This is a genomic window from Affinundibacterium baiyunense, assembly GCF_018139645.1.
GTDB classification, from domain to species: domain Bacteria; phylum Pseudomonadota; class Gammaproteobacteria; order Burkholderiales; family Burkholderiaceae_D; genus Undibacterium; species Undibacterium baiyunense.
The window spans coordinates 317,927-343,917 of sequence record NZ_JAGSPM010000003.1 but is presented as its reverse complement, the minus strand read 5'-3'; the positions used below and the strand labels follow the sequence as shown (position 1 = coordinate 343,917).

25 protein-coding genes and 1 pseudogene are annotated in these 25,991 nt (G+C 47.5%); 7 read left to right on the top strand and 19 right to left on the bottom strand.

Translation table 11 applies throughout. The features are described 5' to 3' along the window. Positions 1-38 precede the first annotated feature (38 nt). The 10 genes from KDM92_RS07145 to KDM92_RS07100 form a co-directional block, all read right to left on the bottom strand. Positions 39-782 (bottom strand): FadR/GntR family transcriptional regulator, encoded by a 744-nt coding sequence (locus tag KDM92_RS07145; protein ID WP_212683691.1) that lies wholly within the window; start codon positions 780-782, stop codon positions 39-41. A gap of 412 nt (positions 783-1,194) precedes the next feature. Beyond that, positions 1,195-2,964 carry an arsenical pump-driving ATPase gene (gene arsA, locus KDM92_RS07140; RefSeq protein WP_230408212.1) on the bottom strand — a complete coding sequence of 590 codons (1,770 nt, stop codon included), beginning with the start codon at positions 2,962-2,964 and terminating at the stop codon, positions 1,195-1,197. A 70-nt stretch (positions 2,965-3,034) separates the two neighbouring features. Beyond that, positions 3,035-3,403 carry an arsenite efflux transporter metallochaperone ArsD gene (gene arsD, locus KDM92_RS07135; RefSeq protein WP_212683689.1) on the bottom strand — a complete coding sequence of 123 codons (369 nt, stop codon included), beginning with the start codon at positions 3,401-3,403 and terminating at the stop codon, positions 3,035-3,037. A 104-nt stretch (positions 3,404-3,507) separates the two neighbouring features. Then, positions 3,508-3,987: an arsenate reductase ArsC gene (locus KDM92_RS07130; protein WP_212683688.1), complete on the bottom strand. Its 480-nt coding sequence runs from the start codon at positions 3,985-3,987 to the stop codon at positions 3,508-3,510. Continuing rightward, the gene (locus tag KDM92_RS07125) at positions 3,984-4,685 is read right to left on the bottom strand and encodes an aquaporin (protein WP_212683687.1); all 702 of its coding nucleotides are present in this window, start codon (positions 4,683-4,685) and stop codon (positions 3,984-3,986) included. The genes KDM92_RS07130 and KDM92_RS07125 overlap by 4 nt, the downstream gene beginning before the upstream one ends. Beyond that, the gene (locus KDM92_RS07120) at positions 4,682-5,182 is read right to left on the bottom strand and encodes an arsenate reductase ArsC (protein WP_212683686.1); all 501 of its coding nucleotides are present in this window, start codon (positions 5,180-5,182) and stop codon (positions 4,682-4,684) included. The genes KDM92_RS07125 and KDM92_RS07120 overlap by 4 nt, the downstream gene beginning before the upstream one ends. Positions 5,183-5,229: 47 nt before the next feature. Beyond that, the gene (locus KDM92_RS07115) at positions 5,230-5,559 is read right to left on the bottom strand and encodes an ArsR/SmtB family transcription factor (RefSeq protein WP_212683685.1); all 330 of its coding nucleotides are present in this window, start codon (positions 5,557-5,559) and stop codon (positions 5,230-5,232) included. 196 nt (positions 5,560-5,755) lie between these two features. After that, positions 5,756-6,973, bottom strand: coding sequence for a pyridoxal phosphate-dependent decarboxylase family protein (locus KDM92_RS07110; RefSeq protein WP_212683684.1), 1,218 nt, complete (start codon positions 6,971-6,973; stop codon positions 5,756-5,758). A 210-nt stretch (positions 6,974-7,183) separates the two neighbouring features. Beyond that, entirely contained in the window at positions 7,184-7,693 is a 510-nt protein-coding gene (locus KDM92_RS07105) for a GrpB family protein (RefSeq protein WP_212683683.1), read from the bottom strand. A gap of 58 nt (positions 7,694-7,751) precedes the next feature. After that, positions 7,752-8,822, bottom strand: coding sequence for a LysR substrate-binding domain-containing protein (locus tag KDM92_RS07100; RefSeq protein WP_212683682.1), 1,071 nt, complete (start codon positions 8,820-8,822; stop codon positions 7,752-7,754). 170 nt (positions 8,823-8,992) lie between these two features. Here KDM92_RS07100 and KDM92_RS07095 point away from each other — a divergent pair, with 170 nt between their 5' ends. Further along, positions 8,993-9,571, top strand: coding sequence for a flavodoxin family protein (locus tag KDM92_RS07095; RefSeq protein WP_212683681.1), 579 nt, complete (start codon positions 8,993-8,995; stop codon positions 9,569-9,571). Between the two features lie 135 nt (positions 9,572-9,706). Here the strand turns inward: KDM92_RS07095 and KDM92_RS07090 are convergent, their stop codons facing one another. The 7 genes and pseudogenes from KDM92_RS07090 to KDM92_RS07060 all read right to left on the bottom strand — a co-directional run bounded on the left by KDM92_RS07090 (position 9,707) and on the right by KDM92_RS07060 (position 17,343). Continuing rightward, positions 9,707-11,278, bottom strand: coding sequence for a PD40 domain-containing protein (locus KDM92_RS07090; protein ID WP_212683680.1), 1,572 nt, complete (start codon positions 11,276-11,278; stop codon positions 9,707-9,709). Between the two features lie 95 nt (positions 11,279-11,373). Next, complete coding sequence (gene rng / locus KDM92_RS07085) at positions 11,374-12,849, bottom strand: ribonuclease G (protein ID WP_189345919.1); 1,476 nt, start codon at positions 12,847-12,849, stop codon at positions 11,374-11,376. Between the two features lie 78 nt (positions 12,850-12,927). After that, complete coding sequence (locus KDM92_RS07080; RefSeq protein ID WP_212683679.1) at positions 12,928-13,539, bottom strand: Maf family protein; 612 nt, start codon at positions 13,537-13,539, stop codon at positions 12,928-12,930. A 38-nt stretch (positions 13,540-13,577) separates the two neighbouring features. Next, positions 13,578-13,658, bottom strand: a pseudogene (locus KDM92_RS07075) (23S rRNA (pseudouridine(1915)-N(3))-methyltransferase RlmH); the annotation flags it as partial. A gap of 29 nt (positions 13,659-13,687) precedes the next feature. After that, complete coding sequence (locus KDM92_RS07070; protein ID WP_212683678.1) at positions 13,688-15,106, bottom strand: alpha/beta hydrolase; 1,419 nt, start codon at positions 15,104-15,106, stop codon at positions 13,688-13,690. A gap of 57 nt (positions 15,107-15,163) precedes the next feature. After that, positions 15,164-15,634, bottom strand: a complete 471-nt coding sequence (gene rlmH, locus KDM92_RS07065) for a 23S rRNA (pseudouridine(1915)-N(3))-methyltransferase RlmH (protein WP_189346337.1) — start codon at positions 15,632-15,634, stop codon at positions 15,164-15,166. A gap of 107 nt (positions 15,635-15,741) precedes the next feature. After that, on the bottom strand, positions 15,742-17,343 hold the full coding sequence (locus KDM92_RS07060) for a helicase HerA-like C-terminal domain-containing protein (protein WP_212683677.1): 1,602 nt from the start codon (positions 17,341-17,343) through the stop codon (positions 15,742-15,744). 256 nt (positions 17,344-17,599) lie between these two features. Between KDM92_RS07060 and KDM92_RS07055 the strand changes: the two genes are divergently transcribed. The 6 genes from KDM92_RS07055 (at position 17,600) to KDM92_RS07030 (ending at position 23,624) form a co-directional block, all read left to right on the top strand. Continuing rightward, positions 17,600-18,325, top strand: coding sequence for a YebC/PmpR family DNA-binding transcriptional regulator (locus KDM92_RS07055; RefSeq protein WP_212683676.1), 726 nt, complete (start codon positions 17,600-17,602; stop codon positions 18,323-18,325). A 196-nt stretch (positions 18,326-18,521) separates the two neighbouring features. Then, a complete protein-coding gene (purD, locus tag KDM92_RS07050) occupies positions 18,522-19,796 on the top strand; it encodes a phosphoribosylamine--glycine ligase (protein ID WP_212683675.1) in 1,275 nt (424 codons plus the stop codon). Positions 19,797-19,947: 151 nt separating this feature from the next. Then, entirely contained in the window at positions 19,948-20,847 is a 900-nt protein-coding gene (gene hemF / locus KDM92_RS07045) for an oxygen-dependent coproporphyrinogen oxidase (protein ID WP_212683674.1), read from the top strand. After that, the gene (gene nadD, locus KDM92_RS07040) at positions 20,838-21,566 is read left to right on the top strand and encodes a nicotinate (nicotinamide) nucleotide adenylyltransferase (protein WP_212683673.1); all 729 of its coding nucleotides are present in this window, start codon (positions 20,838-20,840) and stop codon (positions 21,564-21,566) included. The genes hemF and nadD overlap by 10 nt, the downstream gene beginning before the upstream one ends. A gap of 98 nt (positions 21,567-21,664) precedes the next feature. Beyond that, positions 21,665-22,345 (top strand): ribosome silencing factor, encoded by a 681-nt coding sequence (rsfS, locus tag KDM92_RS07035; RefSeq protein WP_212683672.1) that lies wholly within the window; start codon positions 21,665-21,667, stop codon positions 22,343-22,345. A gap of 439 nt (positions 22,346-22,784) precedes the next feature. Next, a complete protein-coding gene (locus KDM92_RS07030) occupies positions 22,785-23,624 on the top strand; it encodes an alpha/beta hydrolase (protein ID WP_212683671.1) in 840 nt (279 codons plus the stop codon). Positions 23,625-23,636: 12 nt separating this feature from the next. Here KDM92_RS07030 and KDM92_RS07025 read toward each other — a convergent pair whose 3' ends face one another. Both KDM92_RS07025 and KDM92_RS07020 read right to left on the bottom strand, forming a co-directional pair. After that, positions 23,637-24,158 (bottom strand): GNAT family N-acetyltransferase, encoded by a 522-nt coding sequence (locus tag KDM92_RS07025; RefSeq protein ID WP_212683670.1) that lies wholly within the window; start codon positions 24,156-24,158, stop codon positions 23,637-23,639. A gap of 10 nt (positions 24,159-24,168) precedes the next feature. Then, a complete protein-coding gene (locus KDM92_RS07020) occupies positions 24,169-25,965 on the bottom strand; it encodes an aminopeptidase P family protein (protein ID WP_212683669.1) in 1,797 nt (598 codons plus the stop codon). Positions 25,966-25,991: the final 26 nt, after the last annotated feature.

The window sequence follows — 25,991 nt, the reverse complement described above, 5'->3', positions numbered from 1 at the left end:
ATGAATGTGACTTCAAGCTTCGAGGCAAGCAAAGCAACTCAACCACCACCCTCAATCACCTCCTGCGCCAACCTCAACCGCTCCCGACTATTACTCAAATGCGTCCGCATAGCCGCTCGCGCCGCCTCAGGATCTTTCCGCAAAATCGCATTAAAAATATCTTCATGCTCATGGTGCACGCGCACTAAGTAAGCGGATGGATCGTCTTGATTGATTTGAGCTGTGTTCAATCGCGCACGTGGAATTAAGGTGTGACCCAAGTGGCCAAGTAATTCGACGAAATAAGGATTACCAGTCGCTTGTGCAATCAACAAATGAAAGCGCACATCGGCATCAACCGAATGCGCGCCGGACTCTACTGTGGCGCGCATCTGCTGTAACACAGCCCGCATCTCTTCAACCTGTGCGTCAGTGCGACGCGATGCAGTATGCCAAGCTGCTTCGGTTTCTAAACTGATCCGAATTTCTAAAACGGCGAGCACGTCGCGTACCGTCACGATCGAAGAATTCTGCAAGCCTAGATGATGCGACGGTGCGAGTACAAAGGTGCCGATACCGTGTCGTGTTTCGACCAATCCCGCTGCCTTTAATTGCGAAATCGCTTCGCGCACAACAGTGCGGCTGACGCCATAGGCCTGCATGATTTCTGATTCGGTCGGCAATTTTTCACCCACTTTTAAATCATCGCTCTTGATACGCGTCGTCAAATGATCGACCACCGCGCTGGCAAGATTGCGTGGTTTGCTGCGGAGGGGAATAGGATTGATGGTGGAGGCATTCATAACGGTGTCGATTCTTTTTCGAAGGTGATCTGTGGTCTGCAGAGCGATCACGTGTAACGCGGTTGTTTCTCGTATGATAACCGATAAGTCCTTACTATTGAAATGGGCTTTGATGTTACAAAAGAGATAAAATCGAGATCAAGGAGTGGTGGTTGTACGATGACTAACACTCCCTCTCCCGCAAGCGGGAGAGGGTTGGGGTGAGGGTGGCTGACAAGCGAGAAAATATAACGACTACATGTGTTCTAAATACCGAACGCGACATTTAAAAAAGCATTTCGCTAACTTGAACCACCCTCATCCCAGCCTTCTCCCGCTTGCGGGAGAAGGTGTCTTTTAACCAAATCCGAATTTGTGTAGATATCTATGCTTTGCAGGGGGAAGGGAATCTACATTTTGAAGAAAAGCCTTGCTACCGAGCTCCTTCACTCCTCAACAACTCCTGCAAACGCGCAACCCCAACCGGCTCTTGCTCTTGCAAAGCAATCACCGCCCAACGCTTAGCATGTTGTTCCGCCACTGCTTGAATTTGCGCCAATTCATTCTGCGCACGTTCTTGCAATAAAGCAGAAGTTGGATGCGCTAGTGCCAAGCTATTGTTAATGACCCAAGCCCATGGTTCTATCCCTGCGCGTTGCAAATCTTTTTGTAGGCCAGCGGCCTCCAACACCGGCGTGGTTTCTGCCAGTGTCACGATAATGACTTTGGTTTGCTGTGGATCTTGTAGTTGCATCATCGGCGTATTGAAGCGCATGCCTGTGCTTTCCATTTGTCGCGCAATTTCGCGATGATAGGCCCCCGTCGCGTCAAGTAAGAGCAGAGTATGCCCAGTCGGCGCGGTATCCATCACGACGAATTTTTTACCTGCTTCACGGATCACGCGCGAGAACGCTTGGAACACGGCGATCTCTTCGGTACAAGGCGAGCGTAAATCTTCTTCCAGTAAAGCGCGCCCAGCGTCATCCAAATGTTTGCCTTTGCTCGCCATCACTTGCGCACGATATGCCTCTGTTGCGGCATGTGGATCGATGCGACTGACGCTCATGTTTTCAACCTCCCCACCTAGCGCTGCTAACACGTGGGCAGCGGGGTCCGAGGTGGTTAAATGCACTGCATGACCGCGCCGCGCTAATTCGACTGCGAGTGCCGCCGCCACCGTAGTTTTGCCAACGCCACCTTTGCCCATGGTCATAATCAAGCCATGGCCACCGGCAGCTAAATCATCAATTAGGCTCGATAAATCAGGGCAGGTTGGTGCTTCCGTAATCGGTTTGGAAGACGACACTGCAGACGATGGATTGAGCAAGGCACGTAGGGCCGACAAACCAACTAAATTGAAACCAAGCAAAGGAAGTTGATCACACGGTGCCTCCTTCAACACGGCAGGCATGGCATTCAAACTGCTTTGCTCGCGTTGCACAATCGCGGCAGCTAATTTGTCATGTACCGCTTCGGCTTCAGGCATCACACCGTTGATGACTAAGTATTGCTGTTGGAAGCCAATCGCAACCAGTTCTTCGTGAGTTCGCGCGGCTTCGCGCAAGGCAGCTGTTTGCGCACGAGCGACTAAGACCATGCGCGTGCGTTGCGGATCAGCCAAGGCTTCCACCGCAGCATGATATTGCTCGCGTTGTTTTTCTAAACCAGCCAAGGGACCTAAGCACGACGCATCGCCTTTTCCTTCTTCTAAAAAGTCAGACCATGCACCGGGCAATTGCAACATGCGTATGGTATGACCTGTCGGTGCGGTATCAAAAATGATGTGATCAAATTGGCCGATCACAGCTTGATTCGTGAGTAAGCCAGTGAATTCATCAAACGCCGCGATCTCGGTAGTGCAGGCACCGGATAATTGTTCCTCTATGCTATTGACAACCGCATCGGGTAATACACCACGTACCGGACTGACGATTTTATCGCGGTAGATTTGTGCTGCTGCTTGAGGATCAATTTCTAAGGCGGACAAATTCGGCACCGCACTCACGGCGATAATGTGATTACCTATCGTGATTCCAAAGACTTGTCCGACATTTGATGCCGGATCGGTACTAACCAACAGCACGCGCCGACCAATGTCCGCGAAATGAATTGCTGTCGCACAAGCTAGCGACGTTTTACCGACGCCACCTTTGCCGGTGAAAAATAAAAACTTAGGAGTTTGTTCAAGAAATTTCACGAGCATATCCAATCATCATAAATCGAATTGATACAACGAATTGATAAAGCGAAAATAGCAGCTAGCAAATTGGTCTTTAGCAAGTCTGACCTTCGCCGCAGCAGGGTTTAGAATTAGTGGTGCCGGCAGCAACAGGTAGGATACTCAAGCCCAACCATCGCGCCAATTCTGCGCGACGTGGATAGCGATTGGTCAACGCGATCTCGCCATTGAGCAGAATCAAGGGCAAGCCTTCTTGACCTGAGCGCTCTAAAAAACTTCTAACCACCGTATTTTCGGCAAATGCCAATGGTTGTTGTGCCAAATTAAATCGTTCGATCTGCGCGCCTTGCTTTTTTGCCCAATCCACATCGGCAGCAAAATTGACAAGTTGTTGATCTGCATCGACACCGCAAACACCGGTGTTGCAACACATGGCGGGATCAAAAATTTGTAGAGTCTTCATATGGTATTTCCGATATTTATGATGGGATGTCCCTATCAACTACACTACAGCACTTATTGCACGTAACGCATTGCGCTGGCGCATACTTGTTCGCTTTTATTTGCTTACGCCATGAGATTAGCGATCTTATCCATCTCTGCTTTTAAAGCCACTTTATCGTCTTGCAAGCTTGCGAGTGGTAAGGCGAAGAATGCTTCAATACGGGCTCGCAAAATACGATAGGCTTGCATAAAGCTAGCGTCAATTTCTGCATCGGTGCCGGTGGCATGCGCGGGGTCTTCGACGCCCCAGTGGGTGCGTAATACAGGACCCAAATAAGCAGGGCAAGTTTCGCCCGCCGCACTCGCGCAAACTGTGATCACGATGTCCGGTGTCGCTGGCAAGTTATCCCAGGATTTACTGAAATAGCCATCGGTCGCGATGCCTTCGCGCACCAATAAAGCGAGTGAACGTGGATGCACTTGGCCAGTTGGTTTGCTACCCGCACTCATCGCGCGCCAACCAGCAGGCGCTAGGTGATTAAAAGTCGCCTCGCCCAAAATAGAGCGGCAAGAATTACCTGTACAAAGAAATAAGACGTTCATGATGAGCTGACCTCAGATGATGGAGATGGGGAAGATGATGGATATAACCAGTTAAACAGCACAGTCGCAGATGCCGCGCCTAACAGCTGCATCACAATAAAACCGGGCACATCGTTAGGACGTATACCAGCAAAGGTATCGCTCATTGCACGTGCCAAAGTCACTGCTGGATTCGCAAATGAGGTTGAAGAAGTGAACCAATACGCTGCCGTGATATATGCCGCCACCGCAAATGGTGTAGTTGCCGGACGCGTGCGTGAGGTGCTGATGATGACGGCAATTAAACCAAAGCTCGCAATGAATTCACTCCACCATTGTGAGACACCGGTACGCGCATGCGTCGATGCAAAAAATAGCGGAAGATCAAACATGCTATGTGCTGCGGCGACACCAGCAAAGGCCCCCAGTATTTGTGCAACGACATAAGGAAAAATGTAGTGCCGTGGTAAATTTTTCTGCCACGCTTCAGACAGCGTCACCACAGGATTAAAATGCGCACCCGATAAATTTCCAAACATCAAAATCAGGGCAATCAAACCTGCGCCAGTTGCGAGTGCATTGGCGAGTAAAGCGATGGCAGCATTACCAGAAGAAAGCGTCTGCGCCATGATGCCAGAGCCAACGACGACTGCGAGTAAAAAAGCAGTGCCAAGGAACTCGGCAACGAGTTTTTTTGACATAGAATCAATAACAGTCATACTTGTGTTTCTCCGATTTTTCTCATCTCTTGGTGAATCGTATTTTTCTCAAGCATGTGTAATGGCAAGCTTACAAAAATATTGATACGCGCCATAATTTGACGGAATATTTTATGAAACAGTGCTCGTTTTTCTTCGTCACTACCGACCAATGCTGCAGGATCTTCAAAGCCCCAGTGTGCAGTTAAAGGATGGCCAGGCCAAATTGGACAGACCTCTCCCGCTGCGTTATCGCAGACGGTAATAATGAAGTCCATTTGAGGCGCATCTGGTCCGGCATATTCATCCCAACTCTTGCTGCGTAAATTATTCAAGGGGTAGTTCGTCTGCTGAATCTGCTCAATCGCAAATGGATTGACCACGCCACCTGGAAAGCTACCAGCTGAATATCCTTGGAAGCGACCATGCCCCATGGTCGTGATCAGGGCTTCCGCCATGATGCTTCGCGCTGAGTTTCCTGTGCATAAAAAGAGAACATTGAATGTTTTGTTAGTCATATTCGACTCGCTATAAGTGGGAGGATTGTTAGAAAATGACATGTGTTTTAATCCGCAGCATCACAAGTGAGCGCTGCAGTTGAGGTGCAAGGATTTCCACCACAGCAGCTCTCAGTTAAAAATCCTAGTAAGTCATTCATTACCGTAAAGTTGGCCGAATAAATAATAAAACGCCCATCTTGGCGCGCCATGATCAAACCTGCGTATGACAACTCTTTTAGGTGAAACGACAATGACGAAGAAGGGACCGCAAGTTGCTCAGCGATTTTGCTTGCCGCCAAGCCTTCAGGCCCGACGGCTACTAGCAAACGAAAAATCGCGAGACGCGATTCTTGTGCTAGTGCCGCTAGTGCGGTGATGGCAGATTTCGTTTCCATGACTTGCCTTTCTTTATAGAGCTGATTAAAACTAATCCGTGATCTTCCTAATTTCGATAATTCTATATTTATCGAAATATAGAAGCAAGTCTTTTTATTTTATATGTTTGGTTCGGTTGCTATGAAGGGGGGAGTGATACCTATGCTAGCCGAATTCCTGCTCGTTACACAGTTTTTATTCTACGAGTCAATCTAGTTACTTTCTGCAAGCAGCGATAATCTTAGTAAAGATGAGTTCGACGTCGGCCATAGGATTTGCTGCGACTGAGCGAGCCCAAATTTCTCCGTCGATTACACAGCTTGACAGCATGCCAGCGGGGAGTGCTGCGAGTAATTCGGTGGTGCTGATGTGACGAGGTCGGAAAACGTTAACAGCGGTTTGCGGCTTATTCCATAACTCAAGTTCGTCCGCCTCATCAATTTTTTGCGCAAATAAATCTGCTGCCTGCATCAGATGATTAAGTCGTTGAGCAAGTCCATTTTGTCCCCACGCTAATAGTGTGGCCAGCAAAGGAATCGCCGCAGCAGATCGTGAACCTTGTACACCAATGTTCGGTTTGGCTAAATAACTGCCGCCAAAACTGATTGCTTTATTTGCGCTCTCTAAATCACGAAACATGATCATGGCTGAATCCTTAGGTTGAAACAGCCACTTGTGGGCAGATACCGCAATTGAGTCTGCGTTTTCGATCCCATTTAAGCATTCTGCATATTCAGGGCTTAGGCGCAAAGGTCCTGCCCAAGCGGCATCAATATGTGTCCACGCCGCCGCGCCGCAGAGTGCTAAGGAATCGATTGCGCCTGTGGCAGTCGTACCCGCGTTCAGTACGAGACAGCTAGTTTTTAAATCAGGAAGTTGTGTAGTGTCTAAGCGACCTTGTGCATCTACTGCGATTTTTACCAACTTAATACCAAGCAGATGACAAGCTTTCTCTATGCTGAGGTGCGCTGCTTGCGACGTTACCACTTGCCGAATTCCAGCGACATCGCGTGCTGCCCAGATACCGGTTAAATTAGCGATGGTAGAACCCGAACAAAAGTGACCACCGCGCATGCCGAAGAAAGGCGCTAGCCAATCCAATACCAACTTCTCCGCTCGTGTCGCAAAAGGTGAGGTTGCTTCATGTAGTAAATTTTGGTTCAAGCTGGCATTCCAAAGCTGCATTGCCCAAGTGATCCACGGGGTTGGCGGATCCATGTGTGCCATTGAAGACGATGCGCCAAGCTGTGCGGCTGTACCGAGAACTTGCGGGGCAAGCAAATCGAGTACTTGACTTTCACCTAGCCCCAATTGAGGTAAGCTAATTGGTAGTTCACGCACATCAGTCTCGCTCGAAGTCATTAATGTTAATGCTTTCGTCAGACCATCTAAATCAAAAAAACTGGCGTCGGAAATATGATCGGAACTATGCATGTGAAATCCTAGAAAAATGGAACGCGTGGATGCGGCCTAGTAAGCAAAAATTTATGCGCTAGCTTCGTTCGTGAGCTGTAACTGAACGCTGAACTGAACACTTTAATTATCGTCGCAATTCTCTGATGCGTTACGCTAAGTTGCCAGCCTTAAATTGTCGTATATTTGTATTTTTTATTCGACATTGTTTGTAGCGGCAGTGTGCAGTGCTCAGTCCAAATTATTCAGTGTAGATGTGATGAACGGTGCTTTGGCCTCTGTATAAGCAGCCTTGTCGTCTGCGTATTGCAAAGCAAGGCTCAATTTCAATTGTTGGTAGGCAGAACGTTGTTGTAGATCTGATCGCAATAAGTCACGAAATTTGAGATGGTCGCACCAAATACGCGAGCCGATTTCTACGCCATGCAAGTGAATGCGCAAACTATCCTTGGGAGATTTGACAAAGTAGCGTCGTGTTGGGATTTCTTTTTCATATTTTGCGACGTAGAGAAAGCCGATGTTTTCTAGTGAAGTAATTTTCGATTCAATCTGGCTTAAAGAGTTGACCCCAAGAAGTACATCAATGACGGGCTTCGCACAAAGTCCAACAACTGCGGTGCTGCCTATATGCTCTATCTGCGTGTAGTTCTGAGAAAACACCGTGAACAGTTCTTGGCGAACTTGCTTGAACAGTTGCGGCCATTCGTCCGAATAAGGGCAGATAGTGAGCATTGATTTCATATGGTTTTTTATTGCATGCTCATTGCTTAGATATGTCGGTACTGCGATATTTTTTCAGCTACGGCGAAACTTGCGAGCGGCAACTTGCTAGTGTTTTTAAAGACAGCGCCGCCTCGTCTCTAATCCATTGCGAAAATGCTTGGACACTCGCTTTTTGCGCATCTTTTTCCCGATATAACAGCCAATGTGAATAGGGGTCACGAGTGCGCACAGTGAGCGGGCGTAGCAGTTTTTTCTCTAATAAATCTTCAATCACCAATACATCCAGTGCTAGGCAAATGCCGTGGTGTGATTTGGCCGTATCAATTGCTAAATGTTCGTGGCTATAGAAAGGACCTTTATTTGCGTGTGCGAGTAAGGCGGCTTGTTCGTTTTGATTCAGTGTATGAAATTCATTTGTGTTACTCAGCCAAGCCTGCCAGCGTTCGCCAATTTCGCCTGTGTCGCGATCCGGCGGGAGTGGTAATCGCAACAAAGTATGTTGGCGAAGTTGATTCAGATCTTTAGATCGAGTGAGCACAGATTTAATCTGTGTGTTCTCACTGACTTGTGTGTTGCGTAAAGTGGCTGGACTACAAACTGGAAATAAATACGTTTCTTCCCATAGTTTTTCTGCATGCAAACCAGTCTTTTTCGCGCCAGAAAAATCTTGATCGTAACCACCTTTGCCATAACGCAGTACCACGTCAACACTGGCATCATGCATTAAATCGTGGCTTTGATTTTCAGACGATAACCGCAAATCAATGTCAGGAAATTGTGCATGAAAGCGACTTAAACGAGGTACTAACCACTTCGCGGCGATCGACGGTGCAGCACTAACGACCAGCACTTGTTCGTTAGTATCAGTTGCACTCGCTTCTTGCATCGCTGTTTGCAACTGTGCAAATGCCGACGTCACTTGTGTCGAGAATTGCCGTCCTTTCGTCGTCAACTGCACCAAACGATTCGAACGCACAAATAAAGGCGCACCAAGATATTCCTCTAAAGCTGCCAGTTGATGGCTAATCGCCGCGGGTGTTACAGAAAGCTCCTGCGCCGCCAATTTAAAACTGCCAAGACGTGCAGCAGCCTCAAAAGCACGAATGGCGCCTAGGGGAGCGGATCGGATGTGGATAGCTTTTTTCATCGCTGCAGTTTAGCAGATTCGGTTTAGTAGATTCAGTTTAGCTGATTCAGCTAAGTGAAACTAATTTGAGCCACAAAAATCATCATTTGTCAGTCTAGGCAGCGACTCTTAAACTGCTTTCCATTCGATCGAATAAGCAATATTGAACTCAACATCATTTGGAGCAATGCATGATACTTCCTCATAGCGCATCTCAACCTCGCCGCTTCCTATTCTTATTGGCGAGCAGCAGAGCCAACGGCAATACCGAACAACTAGCACGCTACGCAGCGCAGTATTTGCCTGCGGAGTTTGAGCAAAAATGGATCAATCTACACGACTACAGCATGCCCGTTTTTCTCGATCAACGGCATCAAGGCGATGGCACCTATCCAGCACCACAAGGCAAAATGCGCGAACTACTCGACTCCACTTTAAACGCGACGGATTTGGTTCTCGTCACACCACTATACTGGTACAACATGCCTGCAGCGGCGAAACAATATTTAGACCACTGGTCAGGCTGGATGCGTATTCCCGCATTAGATTTCAAAGAAAAAATGCGCGGCCGTCGTCTGTGGAACATCACAGTCACCGCCGATGAAGATCAAAGTTATGCGCAAGCCTTGGTAGAAAGTTTACGCCTAAGCGCTGGATATATGGAGATGCCTTGGAATGGCAGTTTGATTGGCTATGGCAATCGACCTGGCGATGTGATGCAAGATCGGTCTGCGTTGGAGCGAGCTGAGAATTATTTTGTCGCTGCGTAGGGTGGGCACGGCTTTATTGTGCCCACGCGTTACGGTCGAAAAAGGAAAAATGTATTAAGTACACGGAGAAGCGTTGGTCGACTAAGCATTGAATCCGCGTGGGCAAGAAAGCGTGCCCATCCACGCCTTGCCGAGTTACGGTATTTGCAATTTGACAGAAATAAGTCGATCACCGCGCGTTGCAAGGAATTGCAGTTGATTGTTGGATATAAAACGCAAGCTACTTTGTGATAGCGGCGTGGAGGTTTTATTATCGTAAGCATCTTTAGCTAAAATAAAATCGAATGGTGGGCTTTCTTTTCCGTTGATAATTACTCGCCATTTTTTGTCTTTTGAGTTCAGTGCGGCATAGGCGAGCGTATTCCCATCATCGCTAAATTGTAGGTCCACAACTTGGTCGAACAATCTTCCTTTGGTGCCGCGGTAACTGACACAAAATTTGTCGCCGACTTGAGCGATAAAAGCAAGTCCTTCCTTGGTTGGATTAAATTGTAAGTCGCGCACGCTATTGAAATGGGTACCCTCGACACCATCAACGACCGTCATCCAAGAAGTTCCATTGAAGGCGCCATAGGCGAAATGTTGACTGTCGGCGCTAAATATTGGCTGCTGTAGTAGAAGCTCTTGGTAGGCCTTACCACTTTTCCCATCGAGTACAGTGTACACTTGTCCCTTGCGTAAGGAGGGATTATGCGTCGTCACGATAAATGCTATACGTTGGCTGTCAGGACTGAATATGGGAGCACTTAAACTCCAAGCATCAAAGAGCTGGCTGATTTTCTGATTGACCAATATAGTTTTTTTCTTGTGCTCAGTTTCAAAGGCGTAAGCTAAATGTTTGCTATCAGGGCTAAACGTTCGCCATTTTTCACCACCCATTAAAACGACATGTTCACGACCATTGTTGACCATGATGTACTGCGCTGGCTTGTTATGTTTTGGCCAGGCGAGATAAGTTAATTTTGAGCTGTCGGGGCTAAACTTGAGATTATCGTCTTCTATGAGATGATCAAAAGTCGGACCTTCCTTATTATCTAATATAACCAATTCGCGCCGGGGATTGGCAATTTGAGCAGAGTAGGCGATGTGTTTGCCGTCAGGGCTAAATAGAGGATTATGGACACGAGCATAGCTTTTTAGTTTTACCCCATTGAGAACGATGAAAGCAGGACCGTCTGTGTTGATACTAGATGTGGCGTAAACGTACGACTTACTATCAGCGCTAAAACGTAGGCCATATAGTTCACGAATCTGTTGATTGACCGCATCAGTGGCGCTCTCTCCGAATGCCTGATCTTCCTTGCCATCAATGATGACGGCAGTAGTGCTAATGTAGCCTACACGTTGACTATCTGGACTGAATTGTACTTCTGAAATTCGACGATATGGTTTTCCCACTTTGCCGTCTACCACGAGGTGATATTTTTCCCAACTTTCGCTTGGCCCCATTTCCGCGTCGTATCGACCTGTACCGACGACGTAGGCAATACGCTGCCCATCACCGCTAACGACAAAATTGCTGCTACGGTTTTTGATCATCTTGCCTAATACTTTTTCCGTTGTTTTGAAATCAGCAAACTGCGCGTTCGAGAAGTTGAAAGCTGATGCACAAATGTAAAGCGCGACAGCAATAAGTGATTTATGCATGGAAGTAAAAATAAAGTAAGGAAAGGCTTTTAAATTTAGTCCGAAGTAATAGGTATACATCTCACTGTATGAGAATAACAAGAAATATTTGCGAGTGAAGATTCATATGCAGTCCAATTCACCAGCTACAGTAGGCTGTGAAGTAATTTAATTCTTTACATCAAAATAATATCGTACTGCTCCTGATGAAACACATTCTCCACCTGCAGTGAAATTGGCTTACCAATGAAATCACCGAGCATTGCCAGATGTTGCGATTCTTCTTCCAAAAACATATCAACCACCACTTGCGATGCCATGATGCGGAATTCTCTTGGGTTGAATTGTTTGGCTTCGCGTAGCAGTTCGCGCAGGATTTCGTAGCAGATGGTGCGGGCGGTTTTGACTTGGCCTTTGCCGCTGCAAGCGGGGCAGGGTTCGCATAACACATGGGCTAGCGATTCGCGTGTGCGTTTGCGGGTGACTTCGACTAAGCCTAGTGCAGAGAAAGTAGAGACTGAAAGCTTGGTGCGGTCGCGTGATAGGGCTTTGTTGAGTTCTGCTAGCACGGCATCTTTGTGTTCCTGACTTTCCATGTCGATTAAGTCGAGGATGATGATACCGCCTAAGTTGCGCAGGCGCAGTTGACGGGCGATGGCGATGGCTGCTTCGAGATTGGTTTTGAAAATCGTATCGTCAAAATTGCGGCCTGCGACAAAGCTACCGGTGTTGACGTCGATGGTAGTCATCGCTTCGGTTTGATCGATGATCAGGTAGCCGCCCGATTTGAGATTGACGCGACGGCCGAGCGCGCGTTCAATTTCTTCTTCTACGCTGTAGAGATCAAATAGTGGACGCTCACCTGTGTAATGCTGGAGCTTGGGCAAAACCGACGGTGTGTAGGTGCGACCGAACTCTTGCAGCATTAAAAAGTTTTCGCGCGAATCAATTTGTATGCTGCTGGTTTCTTCGTTGACGAAATCGCGCAAAACCCGTTGTGCCAGATTCAGATCTTGGTGCAAGAGGCTGCACGGTGGTTTGGTTTTGGCGAGTTTGGTAATGGTAGACCAAGTGCGGCGCAGGTATTCGATGTCGGTACGCAGATCTTCTTCCGAAGCATCTTCCGCCATCGTGCGTACGATGAAACCGCCTTTTTCATCTTCTAACATTAAGCCTTGCACTTTGGTACGTAAGGCTTCGCGTTCTTCTTCGTTTTCGATCCTTTGTGAAATGCCGATATGCGAGTCTTGCGGCAAAAATACCAGCATACGACCCGCAATCGAAATTTGTGTGGAGAGGCGTGCGCCCTTGGTGCCGATTGGGTCTTTGACGACTTGCACGGTGATTGCCTGACCATCAAATAAGAGTTTTTCGATAGGCGTGAGTGGCACATTATTTGGATTACCTTCGTGACCTTGTGGACGCGCATCCCAGATATCGGCAACGTGTAAGAACGCAGCGCGTTCGAGTCCGATGTCGATAAAAGCCGATTGCATGCCGGGTAAAACGCGCACAACTTTGCCCAAATAAATATTCCCAACTAGGCCGCGTGATAGCGTGCGTTCGATGTGCAACTCTTGTACCGCTCCCTGAAAAATCAGGGCCACGCGGGTTTCTTGCGGCGTGACGTTGATTAATAGACTTTCGCTCATGGCTAGGTTTCCGTTAAATTTTGAATTTGAATTTTGTAAGCAGTGCTGCGCTTTTTTCTTGTTCTTTAGTGCTGCACTTTAGTGTGGATCTAGGCGCGCTAACAGGTCGGTGGTCTCGTATAAAGGAAGACCCATGATGCCTGAATAGCTGCCATTGATATGACTGATAAATCGTGCCGCCATACCTTGTATGCCATAGCCGCCCGCTTTGTCATACGGTTCTGCGCTATCGCAGTAGGCGGCAATTTGTGAGTCGCTTAATGGCGCGAATGTCACCTCGGATTTTTGCGTACATTGCAGAAGTTGGTGTTGGTATTTGATCGCGATACTAGTGAGCACTTGATGCGTATTTCCTGCCAATTTACTGAGCATGCTGATCGCTTCGTCACGATTGGCGGGTTTGCCTAAAATCTCTTGCGCGATCACTACTGTGGTATCAGCGGCTAAGACAGGGAGCGTGAATAAGCGTCTTGCGAGCACAGCATCCCAAGCCGCTTGTGCTTTTTCTTGGGTGACACGGGCGACATAGGCTTCTGGTAATTCACCTGGCAGTACGATCTCGGTTACCTCGGGTCCACGCGGTGGTGCATCGCGTAATAGTAAAACTTCAAAATCAATACCAACTTGACGCAGTAACTCGCGTCGACGTGGGCTTTTGGAGGCGAGATAAATTTTTCGGTGTTGCGACATAGCTAAAATCCTGAAGCAGGGCGCGGCCGCATTCTTTTTTATACCCGATGGTAAGGGTGGTTTTGCGTAATCGACCAAGCGCGATAGAGTTGTTCTGCTAATAATACACGCACCATGCCAAGCAGAAAAGGAAAACAAAGGATGTTTGTTACCATTCCAATTGTTCAATAAAGCTCGTTAACTCAGAAGTAATGCGTTGGCGGTCAAGTGGATTTTTAAAGACAAAGAAATGTCCACCTTGTTCAAAGCTAATAAGTCGATTGGGAATATTTAGATCGCTTAATTTGCGCGCAAAATCCTGTGCATCTTGGTAAGGGCACATTTCATCGTCTTTGCTATGGAATAGGATTTGTGGCGGGCTATGACGATTGATCATGCGCAGCGGTGATAGTTGATTAGTGTCGCGCAAGGGACCAACGACGCTGTTATACCAGCTATCTTTCGAGGGATCAAAACCGCCAGAAATATAAGCTGCGGCCTTGACTTTGGTGTGATTCAGTACTGCCATTTGCGATGCTAATGCGCCACCGCTAGAGAAACCACCGACCATCAATTGATCGGATTGAATGTGAAGTTCTTCACTATGCGCAATGATCCAATCGATAGCGCGTTCTGCATCGGCCAAAGCGTTGAGTGGTGTTCCGTCAAATCGTTGCGAAGTGCGATATTCGACTTGTACTACGACGAAGCCGAGATTTTGTAAGGCGCGGCATACGACGGGGCAGTAACTCCAATGTCCCGTGCTCCATGAACCACCATGAAACCACACGAATACGGGTGCCCGTTTGGCCTTGTCTTTTGCAGGGAAAACATGGAGTTGTAGATCGACATCTTCTACGATTTGATAGGTGTAGGCGACGTGGTCTTTCGGCGCTTGTAATTCTTGTTCATACGCTGCGCGAAATTTTGCAATTTGTGCGGGATCGACGCCGTTACTTTCTGCAACAAAAATTTGCGGCAAGATGTTTTTGGCACCATTGTCGTCTATGTGTTCAGCTAGCATTCTATTCATGAAAAATGCTTTCACTTTGCGGTTGTTGCTCGCCGCTTCGAGTGCATTAAAGTTTGCGCGTAACCAGCGATTGTCGCCGCGCGATAGCGCTGGATCTTGTTTCACTCTTTGCTCTGCAGCATCGTGCATCCATGCTTGAATTAATCGTTGAAAATTGTCTTGCTCGATATTTGTTTCATCATCAAATTGAATAGACTTGATAGCGTCACGTTTAGCCTGCCAATCGATAGCGACAGGCTGTCCCGTTTCACGTTGATGAAAATAGGGATAATTGATTAAACCAGCAGCCCATTGCCACTGAATATTTTGCATTGCGGTTGCGCGCTCACTACCTGTTAACGTGGTGGAAATGAGGGCTTCTTGTTGTTGCTTGCGTTCAGTCCATAAGGCGTTGAACTGCGCGGGTTTTTCATGCACAAGCCGTATCATTTCTCGCATGCTGAGATCAAGTTTTTCCTTGATCGGTGCTTCTTGCGCGGACATTGCAGAAGAAGACAAGGAAAGCAAAGCGAGCCAAATACTCGCCAACGAAATCACAGAACGAAACAGGCGCATAGTAAATATCCTCGATCGAAAATCGTCAAAAGAAATCGAGCGTGGTAAGGGAGTTGGTTAGACCCGATGATAAGGATGATTCTGTGTAATCGACCAAGCGCGATAGAGTTGTTCTGCTAATAATACACGTACCATGCCATGCGGCAAAGTTAAACTCGAGATGCGGATCAAACCATCCGCCTTTGCTTTGAACTCGGCATCTAAACCATCCGCGCCGCCAATTACAAACACCACATCACGCCCATCTTGCTGCCAATCGGTTAATTGTTTGGCGAGACCGACTGAGGTTAAATCTTTGCCACGTTCATCGAGTGCAATGATGCGCGCATTTTTCGGGATGACCGCTTCGATCTTTTCTTTTTCGAGTGCCATCACTGTTTCGGCAGTTTTACTGCCGGAGCGCTCAATTGGTTTGATCTCTTTGAGGTGAATGCGTGCTTCGGGCGGCATACGTTTGGCGTATTCCTGAAAGCCAGTTTCTATCCATGATGGCATTTTGTGACCAACGGCGGCGATGATGAGTTGCATGATGCTTATTATGAAGTGTTGCTGTGTTGAAGGAGGCGGTGCGGAATCAAACCAATTGTACGTGGGCGGCAGAGATGTATTCGCGCCTGCCACCCAACCGGTCATGTTTAGCGTTTCTTCATGATTGATCCTAATACGCCACGAATAATCTCGCGCCCGACTTGTGAACCTATCGTGCGTACGGCGGATTTGACCATGGTTTCGGCCACATTGTCTTTGCGTCGTATGCCAGAACCACCGAATAAATTACCGAACATGCCGCCTAATGCGCCTGCAATTCCACCACCATCGGATTCTTGTGCTGGTTGTTGAGAATTTGATTGTTGTGGCGCGTGCTGCGTGTTGCCTGAAGAGCGCCCCCAATCTTGATTTTCATTGCTTGTTGTGGGAGCAGGCTGACTATTGCTTGCGTTACTTTGCGCGACGCGACCTTTGATTTTTTCATAGGCAGATTCGCGATCAATCGCTTTTTCATAGACTCCTGCGACGATAGAGTTCGCAATGATAGTTTGTCTTTGCTCGGCTGTGATCGCACCGATTTGTGAAGCGGGCGGAACGATAAAACCGCGTTGCACCATATTCGGACGACCTTTCTCATCCAAGAAAGAAATCAATGCTTCACCCACACCGAGCTCGCTAATCACGGCTGCCGTGTCGAGGTCAGGATTGGGACGGAAGGTTTCTGCTGCCGCTTGTACTGCCTTTTGGTCACGTGGTGTATAAGCACGTAGCGCATGTTGTACGCGATTGCCGAGTTGACCGAGCACCGTATCCGGAATATCAAGCGGGTTTTGCGTGACGAAATACACGCCAACGCCTTTAGAACGAATTAAGCGCACAACTTGCTCGATTTTTTGTAGTAAAACTTTGGGTGCTTCATCAAATAAGAGATGCGCTTCGTCGAAGAAAAATACCATCTTCGGTTGCGCTACGTCACCGACTTCCGGCAGGTTTTCGTACAATTCAGAAAGCATCCACAGCAAGAATGTTGAGTACAAGCGCGGCGCTTGCAAGAGTTGATCTGCTGCCAGAATATTGATGAAACCTTTGCCACTTGTATCGGTTTGCATCATGTCGTCAAGATTGAGCATGGGCTCGCCGAAAAATTCTTCACCACCTTGTTCTGCGATTGCTAGCAAAGCACGTTGAATCGCACCAATACTGGCGGCAGAGATATTGCCGTATTCGGTTTGAAATTCAGAAGCGTTATCACCCAAGTATTGCAACATCGCGCGTAAATCTTTGATGTCCAATAATAGCAAGCCATTGTCATCGGCGATTTTGAATGCGAGTTGCAGAACGCCTTCTTGGGTTTCGTTTAAGTTCAACATTCGACCTAATAGCAAAGGTCCTAGATCAGAAATCGTTGCGCGTACCGGATGGCCTTGTTTGCCAAAAACGTCCCAAAAAGTAACTGGGCAAGCTTGCCAGGTTGGCGCCTCGATACCCAACATCTCTATACGTTGTTGCATCTTCGGACTTAGTTGTCCCGCTTGCGCCATGCCAGATAAGTCACCTTTGACATCGGCCATAAATACCGGCACGCCGATATCCGAAAACGATTGCGCCAACACTTGCAAGGTCACGGTTTTTCCGGTGCCGGTGGCGCCCGTAATACAGCCATGACGATTTGCCCAATCAGACAGCAAATGAAGATCAAAAATTTGATTTTTCGCAATGGATTTGGCGACTAAGAGTGGTTTTGACATGATTTGCCTGGGTTGAAGATCAATAAAAAGAGATAATTGTTCAAATCTAGTTCGAAAACTTAGGTGATCCACACTATCCTAAGCAGATCACAGCGGTTTTGCCTAAGTGCTCTATGTTAGAATAGCGGTCTTCATTATAAAACCAATCCTTTGCAAAGTTTCCGGCGCGACATCTAAATTGGTCAGCGCAAGGCGAAAATTACCGCAAATCTTCACAGATCATTGCAAAGCATTGTCAATTTTAGAAAGAATAATCATGGCAGGACATAGTAAATGGGCCAACATCAAGCATAAAAAAGCAGCGACCGACGCAAAGCGCGGCAAGATCTGGACACGCTTGATTAAAGAAATTACGGTTGCAGCGCGTATGGGCGGCGAAGACATTGCTTCTAACCCACGATTGCGTTTGGCAGTGGATAAAGCTGCTGATGCAAATATGCCCAAGGAAAACGTCACGCGCGCGATTCAACGCGGAGCGGGAACTTTGGAAGGTGCCAATTACGAAGAAGTTCGCTATGAAGGTTATGGTATCGGTGGCGCAGCGATAATTGTTGATTGTATGACCGATAATCGTGTGCGTACGGTAGCGGAAGTGCGCCATGCATTTAATAAGCATGGCGGCAATATGGGCACCGAAGGTTCGGTAGCATTCCTGTTCACGCATTGTGGTCAAATGTTCTTTGCACCCGGCACAAACGAAGATGCCTTGATGGAAGCAGCATTGGAAGCCGGTGCGGACGATGTGATCACGGATGATGAAGGTGGTATTGAAGTCACTTGCCCACCACATGATTTGTCAGCACTGAAAGATGCCTTAGAAAAAGCAGGCTTCAAATCAGAAGTCGCAGAAGTCGTGATGAAGCCGCAAACTGAAACCGTGTTCACAGGCGAAGATGCGATCAAGATGCAGAAAATTATTGATGCATTAGAAAATCTCGATGATGTGCAGGAAGTATTTACCAATGCGATCATCGAAGAATAAGATGTTTATAAATTAAATTGCAGGGCGCTTCGCGTTGTTGCGCATCCTCGCAATACCGATGTATTGCTCTGGTGCGCGCCTAGCGCAGCATCCCTGAAATTGAATTTCTGAAGCATCTTAAGTTCGCGTTTTGATATAGCGAAAAAGTCGCAATTCGTAGCAAACATCAATTCAACTCAACTATTCAGAGTAAAAAATGAAAATTCTCGTAGTCGGCTCCGGTGGTCGTGAACATGCGTTGGCATGGAAATTAGCGCAATCTGAACGTGCGCAAACGATTTTTGTTGCGCCAGGAAATGGCGGTACAGAATTGAATAAAAACCTGAAGAACGTGAATATCACCGATCCGCATGCTTTAGCGGAGTTCGCGATTCAAGAGCATATTGGCCTCACCGTAGTGGGGCCAGAAGTGCCACTCGCGGCGGGTATCGTGAATATTTTCCGTGAAAAAGGTCTGAAAATTTTTGGACCAACGAAAGAAGCAGCGCAACTCGAAAGCTCCAAAGATTTCGCCAAAGCCTTTATGCACCGCCACCATATTCCCACTGCGGAATACCAAACCTTCTCCGACTTACAAGCTGCACACGACTATCTGAACCAAAAAGGTGCGCCTATCGTCATTAAGGCGGATGGCTTGGCGGCAGGTAAGGGCGTCGTGGTAGCGATGACTGTCGATGAAGCACATGCTGCGGTCGATATGATGTTATCGGATAACAAGCTTGGCGATGCAGGTGCGCGCGTCGTCATAGAAGAGTTTTTGGCTGGCGAAGAAGCGAGTTTTATCGTGATGGTGGATGGTAAAAATGTTTTGCCATTAGCGACTAGCCAAGATCACAAGCGCTTACTCGATCATGACCAAGGCCCGAACACGGGTGGTATGGGCGCGTATTCCCCAGCACCGATCGTGACACCACAATTGCATGCGCGCGTAATGCGCGAAATCATTCAACCAACCGTACAAGGCATGGCGAAAGATGGCATCGTGTTCACTGGCTTTTTGTATGCCGGTTTGATGATAGATGAAGCAGGCAATCCTAAGACTTTAGAATTTAATTGCCGCATGGGCGATCCAGAAACGCAACCTATTATGTCGCGCCTCAAAACAGATTTCATCAGCGTGATGGAACATGCAGTTAACGGCACACTCGATACGGTTGAACTCGAATGGGATAGACGCACCGCGATGGGTGTGGTGATGGCAGCAGCGGGATATCCTGATGCCCCAGAAAAAGGTGCGGATATTACTGGCATTCCCGCAGAAACTACTGATTGCATCACTTTCCATGCTGGTACCGCATTAGCAGGCGGTAAGTTGAGTGTGACTGGTGGCCGTGTGTTATGCGTGGTCGGTCTTGGCGATACGGTCAAAACTGCGCAAAAACATGCTTATGATGTAGTTGAAAAGATTCAATTCAAAGGCGCGCAATACCGTAAAGATATTGGCTGGCGTGCGTTGAATCGTAAGCATTGATCACAAACATTAAGAACTGAAAACCACTCAACACAGAGACACAAAGGTACAGAGGAGTGGCAAGAGAAAAAGCAATTAAGGACACTCGCTTTTGCCTTTCCTCCTAATCTCTGTGCCTCTGTGTTGAGAGGTTTAAAAAAATTCATTTATCATGACCGACGCCAATTCCGTTAAAGACTATTTACTCGGCCTACAAGCTTCCATCGTTGCTGCGATGGAAGAAGTTGATGGCTGCCGCTTTATCACTGATAGCTGGGAGCGTCCAGAAGGTGGCGGTGGTATTTCGCGTGTGATTGAAGAAGGCAATGTATTTGAACGTGGTGGTGTGAATTTTTCGCATGTGATGGGTAAAAATCTGCCACCATCTGCCGCCGCAAGTCGTCCAGAATTAGCAGGCCGCCGCTGGGAAGCAATGGGCGTCTCCTTGGTGCTGCATCCACGCAACCCTTATGCGCCGACGGTTCACATGAATGTGCGTTTCTTCACCACGTATGCCGAGGGACAAGATCCGGTATGGTGGTTTGGCGGCGGGATGGATTTGACGCCGTATTATGGTTTTGAAGAAGATGCCAAGCATTTTCATCAAACTTGCAAAGATGCCTTGACCCCATTCGGTGCAGATTTGCATCGGCGCTTTAAGAAATGGTGTGATGAATATTTTTATCTCAAGCATCGCAAAGAAGCGCGTGGCGTAGGGGGTATTTTCTTTGATGATTTTAATGAACAATCATTCGAACAAAGCTTTGCGATGACCAAGAGCGTAGGTGATGGCTTTTTGAAAGCCTATCGCCCGATTCTCGAACGTCGCAAAGACCTTGCTTACGGCGAAACTGAACGCGATTTTCAAGCCTATCGTCGTGGCCGTTATGTGGAATTTAATTTGGTATTTGATCGCGGCACGCTATTTGGTCTGCAATCAGGCGGTCGTACTGAATCGATCTTGATGTCGATGCCTCCGATCGTGAAATGGCGCTACGATTGGAAGCCTGAAGCGGGTAGTGCAGAAGCCAAATTGGCGACTGATTTCTTGGTACATAAGGAATGGGTGTAAAATCCGCTCCTTCCGAATCTGCCGCAGCAACAAGGATCCAGCGCTCGGTGCTGGTCTTTGGCGGTAGTTTTGATCCAGTTCATAATGGACATGTCGCACTGGTGCAGCATTTTACAAAGCTGCTTAAAGTCGATGAAGTGCGCTTAGTACCTGCGGGCCAACCTTGGCAAAAAGCGGGTTTAAAAGCGAGCGCCGAACAAAGAATTAAGATGTTGGAATTGGCATTTGATGGGCAATTATCCGTGCCATACAGCATCGACCAACAAGAGGTAGAACGTGCAGCGACGCAGATTCCTAGCTACACGGTGGATACCTTAACTAATATGCGATCTCAATGGGGTAATGCTCAGTTAAATGAGGAGATCGCGCTTATTTTGCTAATTGGTGCCGACCAATTTCACAATTTCGCAACGTGGAAAAACTGGCAGCAAATTTTTAAATTAGCACATATCGTCGTTGCCGCAAGACCAGGCTACAGCTTGCAACTCGACACATTACCCAGCGAATTTGCCGCGCTCTGGCAGCAAGCAAATGGCGCTATTGAAGATCTAAAGCAATGCTCTTTTGGTAAAACTTGGCTAGAAACTGATCTGGCTTGGGATATTTCTGCAACACGAATTCGCGACGAATTGCAGCAACAAGGGCAAACCAAGGAAACCACCTCGCTTATTCCACGCAAGGTGTTAGACTATCTTCAAGTGCATCACATTTACAATTAGCGCAAAACGATTAAGCTGAATAAATGCAGTATCTACCTAGTAGTGCTAGTGGTGACCCAGCAATCAGGATGAAAAGAAATTAAGATAGATAGGACATTATGGATATCAAAAAACTGCAAACATTGGTCTTCGACGCATTAGAAGACGTTAAAGGTCAAGACATACAAATCTTCGACACCACCGAAATTACCAGCTTGTTCGACCGCGTTTGCGTGGTATCAGGTACTTCTAATCGTCAAACTAAAGCACTCGCTGCTTCAGTACGCGACAAGGTCAAAGAGAACGGCGGAGACATCGTTGGTATGGAAGGTGAAGCGACTGGTGAATGGGTGCTGGTTGATTTGGGCGATATGGTCGTTCACATTATGCAACCTGCGATTCGTGCTTATTACCGCTTGGAAGAAATTTGGGGCGGCAAAGAAGTCAAAATGGGCGCAGCAAAACGTGCCCCACGCGCATCAAAAATGACCGCTGGTCCTTTGGATGAAGAAAAACCAAAACGCTCACGTTCTAAAGCAGCACCAGTTGAAGTAACGCCCGACATGATGGCGATTCAAACGACTGTAGAAGACGAAAAGCCAAAACGCAAACCACGCGTGAGTAAAGTGGCTGCTGAGTTGGCGGGCGAGAAGCCAGCTCGTAAACCTCGTGCAGCAACTGCGACGCCGAAGATTCCTTCTGGCGGTCGTGTAAAAGTCGCAGCGACGAAGACAGCAACTGCATCATCGAAAGAAGCGGCAGCGAAGAAAGCAACGACGCGTCGTAAGACAGCAGAGTAATTCTTCGGCAAAATTGTGGTGAGATCGAAGTCGATTTTGCGATAAATTTTGCAGTAGATTTAGGCAAAAAAAAAGGAGAAAGTCTTTTGGGACTTTCTCCTTTTTTTTTTGTCAGAATTTGAGTCAAGTAAATCCTGCCGCTAAATACACCCTCTCCCTCAAGCGGGAGAGGGTTGGGTTGAGGGCGGACCAGCATCTGAGTGCTATGAGAGAAAATATAAAGCAGCTAAATGACAGAATCGGCGCTACAAGATTGTTAAGGCCGTGGGTTCAAATTAAGCTCAGCAAAAAGTCATTTCAGATTACGATGTAGCACGATTAACTAGACAGTAATTGATTAATTAGTCAAAATTGCATTATCAAGGCTTTGCGCCAACATTCCCATAGACTGGTTTGGAGCGCGGCAAGAATTAGCATCGCCATAATTTGAGAGATCACAATGCATTTCCATCACTTTATCGCCACGACTTTGCTAGCTATCAGTCTGGCATTCACATCGACGACCCAAGCACAAGTCACAGTCAAACCATTAATCATCGGCGAATCTTTAGAACTCGCATCTAAAACCATGCAAGAAACCAGACGCATCAATGTGGTTTTGCCGGATGATTACAAGTTAAATCCGAGCAAATCCTATCCTGTGATTTACATGCCCGACGGTGGGCTCGCGGAAGATTTCTTGCACATCGCTGGCCTCATGCAAGTCTCTATCGCAAATGGAAGCATGCGCCCATTTATCTTAGTCGGCATAGAAAATACCGTGCGACGGCGCGATTTGACCGGGTCTAGCGAAAGCGATTTAGATAAAAAAGCGATACCGAATTTGGGTGGAGCGGAGATGTATCGTCGCTTCTTGATTAAAGAGCTCATTCCTGAAATCGAACAACGCTATCGCACCACGCAAGAGCGCGCCTTGGTTGGTGAATCATTAGCTGGATTATTTACGATTGAGACTTTATTTCACACTCCCGACGTATTTCAAACTTTTATCGCGATTGATCCTAGTTTGTGGTGGAATGATGAAAAGCTGATTGCAGACTTTGCGAAGAAGTTGCAATCGCAGCCAAGATTGGCGAAGAACTTATTTTTTGCTAGCAGTGGTCAAGTCGGGATGGCGTCCGCAATTCAACGATTTGCGCAGATGCTGACCACGAGTAAGCCAGAAGGTTTGGTTTGGACTTATGAACATTTCGCCAAAGAAACCCACGCAACGATTTATCATCCAGCGGCTTTAGTCGCGTTTCGGACAGTATTTAAGCCTGAGCCTGAAACGAAATAAGCATAAGTTGTATTAGTTCTGGCGTACCCACGCCATAGGAATATCGGCTTCGAGTTCGCCATCGAGCCGACGCACACGTTGTTGAAAGTGCCCTTCGATGTGAAAGCCTAGGCTCTGGTAAAACTCCTGCGCTTTGAGATTCGATTCACGGACGAAAAGCTCGACTCGTAGGATGTGTGAATGTTTGGTTTTTACTTCGTCGAGTAAAGCGCTAAAGATCGCGCGCCCAACACCGCATCCTTGAAAATCGGGATGGACTGCAATCGTCAGATCCGATAACACATGGGCGAATAGCGCGGGTACTGGGCGATACGCATGAATCTCACCGACGATTTGCTCACCTGATTTTGCAAGGTAGCTGATGCCGCGAGCCAGCGCGTTTTCTAAGTTATGGTGTATGTAATCGTCGGTGATTTCTTCTTCGGTACGGGCGATTCCGCCACCTTGTCTTGCCACGTTTTGGTAGAGTGCTTTAATGCCAGCAAAATCTTGTTTGCTGGCTGGCGTGACGATATACGTTTTGGAATCGCTCATCTCGAACTTTCTATTTGCTGATCGCTAAAGTGCGTTGTTTTAGCCAATTTAAAGCATCGCCTTGTACGCGAGGGGATAGGAGCTGTAGCACTTCTTGATGATAGGCATTTAACCAATCGATTTCTTCTTGCTGCATTAAATCGAGGTCAATGCAGCGCGTATCAATCGGGCATAAGGTTAAGCTTTCAAACTTCAAGTAGTCACCGAATTCTGTTGTTTGTGCTGGCACGCACAATAAGAGATTTTCGATCCGTACGCCCCATTTTCCTGGGCGATAAATGCCAGGCTCATTTGACGTGATCATGCCGATTTCCATCACCATATCGCTATTCGGAATAGCTCCAGAAATTGATTGCGGGCCTTCATGCACGTTGAGGAAGTAACCGACGCCGTGACCAGTACCATGACCATAATTAATTCCCTCTGCCCACATCGGTGCGCGTGCGACGGTGTCGAGCACGGTGGAATAAGTACCGTACGGGAATTGCATACGCGAGAGCGCGATCATGCCTTTTAATACCAGCGTGAAGTCGCGCTTTTGTTCTGCTGACACCGTGCCAACTGGAACCACGCGCGTGATGTCGGTGGTGCCGTTTAGATACTGGCCACCCGAATCAATTAATAGCAAACCATTACCTTCGATCACCGCATGCGAATTCGCTGTTGCGCGGTAGTGCGGCATCGCGCCATTACCGTTAAAGCCTGCGATGGTGCCAAAACTTGGTGAAACGAAGTGTGGCTGACGTGCGCGTGCTGCGCAGATTTGCTCATCAATCGTGATTTCTGTAATGCGCTGCTTACCCAGCGTCTGTTCGAACCAAGCAAAAAATTCACATAATGCAGCACCATCTTGTTCCATCGCTTCGCGAACGAATTGCGCTTCCGCCGGATGTTTGCGTGATTTGTTGTAGACCGATGGATTGAGTGCTTCGACGACCTTGACGTGTTTTGGAATCGCTTGTTGAAAACCATAAGTAATACGACGCGGATCGATCAATAGCGTTGAGCTAGCATTCAGATTTCGCAAGGCACTTGCCGCGTTTTCATAGGGCTGACAGACAACGCCGTCTTGCGCTAAGTTGTCAGCGATTTGTTGCGAGACTTTGTTTAAAGGTGTGAACAAGGTCGCGCTATCTAAGCCAATTAAGGCATGCGAGACAAACACAGGATTGTAGTTAACGTCAGCACCACGCAAATTGAAAATCCACGCAATGTCATCCACTGTCGAGACAAAATGCCAGTTCGCCCCCTTAGCTTGCATTTGCGCCCGAATTGTAGCGAGTTTGTCAGCGCGGCTGACGACCGCAAATGGTGCTAAGTGCTCATAGATCGCTGCATCTGGTAGAGCGGGGCGGTCATGCCAGACTTCATTTAAAAGATCGAGTTGCGTGTTGATCTTAATCTGTTTTGCCTCTAAGGCGGTTTGTAATGATCGAGCACTTGCTAGTCCCAACACATTGCCGTCAACCGCGAGTGTTTGCCCAGCTTGCAAATGCTGTGCAAGCCAATCGATATGCGCAGTCGCTGCAGCTGATTGAATCTTCATCATCTGGATACCAGAGCCCGCTAACTCAATTTCTGCTTGTGACCAGTAGCGGCTATCAACCCATAAACCAGCAAAATCTTGCGTTACGATGAGAGTCGCAACTGAACCTGTAAAACCAGAAAAAATTTCGCGAGCTTGCCAGCGTGCTGGTAAATATTCGGATAAATGTGGGTCGGCGGATGGAATCAAGCATGCATCAACGTCGAATTTGGCCATTGCTGCGCGGAGTTCGCTCAGGCGTTCTGGGATAGAGATACTCATAATTATTCCAATTGAAAAAGACAAAC

Bases quoted from the DNA above. Each gene is read 5' to 3' on its own strand.
- KDM92_RS07025 (WP_212683670.1), bottom strand. From the start codon at position 24,158: ATGAGCGATTCCAAAACGTATATCGTCACGCCAGCCAGCAAACAAGAT.
- purD (WP_212683675.1), top strand. From the start codon at position 18,522: ATGAAAATTCTCGTAGTCGGCTCCGGTGGTCGTGAACATGCGTTGGCA.
- rng (WP_189345919.1), bottom strand. From the start codon at position 12,849: ATGAGCGAAAGTCTATTAATCAACGTCACGCCGCAAGAAACCCGCGTG.
- KDM92_RS07030 (WP_212683671.1), top strand. From the start codon at position 22,785: ATGCATTTCCATCACTTTATCGCCACGACTTTGCTAGCTATCAGTCTG.
- KDM92_RS07095 (WP_212683681.1), top strand. From the start codon at position 8,993: ATGATACTTCCTCATAGCGCATCTCAACCTCGCCGCTTCCTATTCTTA.
- rlmH (WP_189346337.1), bottom strand. From the start codon at position 15,634: ATGCAACTCATCATCGCCGCCGTTGGTCACAAAATGCCATCATGGATA.
- KDM92_RS07070 (WP_212683678.1), bottom strand. From the start codon at position 15,106: ATGCGCCTGTTTCGTTCTGTGATTTCGTTGGCGAGTATTTGGCTCGCT.
- hemF (WP_212683674.1), top strand. From the start codon at position 19,948: ATGACCGACGCCAATTCCGTTAAAGACTATTTACTCGGCCTACAAGCT.
- KDM92_RS07100 (WP_212683682.1), bottom strand. From the start codon at position 8,822: ATGAAAAAAGCTATCCACATCCGATCCGCTCCCCTAGGCGCCATTCGT.
- KDM92_RS07080 (WP_212683679.1), bottom strand. From the start codon at position 13,539: ATGTCGCAACACCGAAAAATTTATCTCGCCTCCAAAAGCCCACGTCGA.
- KDM92_RS07090 (WP_212683680.1), bottom strand. From the start codon at position 11,278: ATGTATACCTATTACTTCGGACTAAATTTAAAAGCCTTTCCTTACTTT.
- KDM92_RS07055 (WP_212683676.1), top strand. From the start codon at position 17,600: ATGGCAGGACATAGTAAATGGGCCAACATCAAGCATAAAAAAGCAGCG.
- KDM92_RS07125 (WP_212683687.1), bottom strand. From the start codon at position 4,685: ATGACTGTTATTGATTCTATGTCAAAAAAACTCGTTGCCGAGTTCCTT.
- KDM92_RS07020 (WP_212683669.1), bottom strand. From the start codon at position 25,965: ATGAGTATCTCTATCCCAGAACGCCTGAGCGAACTCCGCGCAGCAATG.
- KDM92_RS07060 (WP_212683677.1), bottom strand. From the start codon at position 17,343: ATGTCAAAACCACTCTTAGTCGCCAAATCCATTGCGAAAAATCAAATT.
- KDM92_RS07130 (WP_212683688.1), bottom strand. From the start codon at position 3,987: ATGAACGTCTTATTTCTTTGTACAGGTAATTCTTGCCGCTCTATTTTG.
- KDM92_RS07105 (WP_212683683.1), bottom strand. From the start codon at position 7,693: ATGAAATCAATGCTCACTATCTGCCCTTATTCGGACGAATGGCCGCAA.
- KDM92_RS07120 (WP_212683686.1), bottom strand. From the start codon at position 5,182: ATGACTAACAAAACATTCAATGTTCTCTTTTTATGCACAGGAAACTCA.
- KDM92_RS07115 (WP_212683685.1), bottom strand. From the start codon at position 5,559: ATGGAAACGAAATCTGCCATCACCGCACTAGCGGCACTAGCACAAGAA.
- KDM92_RS07145 (WP_212683691.1), bottom strand. From the start codon at position 782: ATGAATGCCTCCACCATCAATCCTATTCCCCTCCGCAGCAAACCACGC.
- nadD (WP_212683673.1), top strand. From the start codon at position 20,838: ATGGGTGTAAAATCCGCTCCTTCCGAATCTGCCGCAGCAACAAGGATC.
- rsfS (WP_212683672.1), top strand. From the start codon at position 21,665: ATGGATATCAAAAAACTGCAAACATTGGTCTTCGACGCATTAGAAGAC.
- KDM92_RS07110 (WP_212683684.1), bottom strand. From the start codon at position 6,973: ATGCATAGTTCCGATCATATTTCCGACGCCAGTTTTTTTGATTTAGAT.
- arsD (WP_212683689.1), bottom strand. From the start codon at position 3,403: ATGAAGACTCTACAAATTTTTGATCCCGCCATGTGTTGCAACACCGGT.
- arsA (WP_230408212.1), bottom strand. From the start codon at position 2,964: ATGCTCGTGAAATTTCTTGAACAAACTCCTAAGTTTTTATTTTTCACC.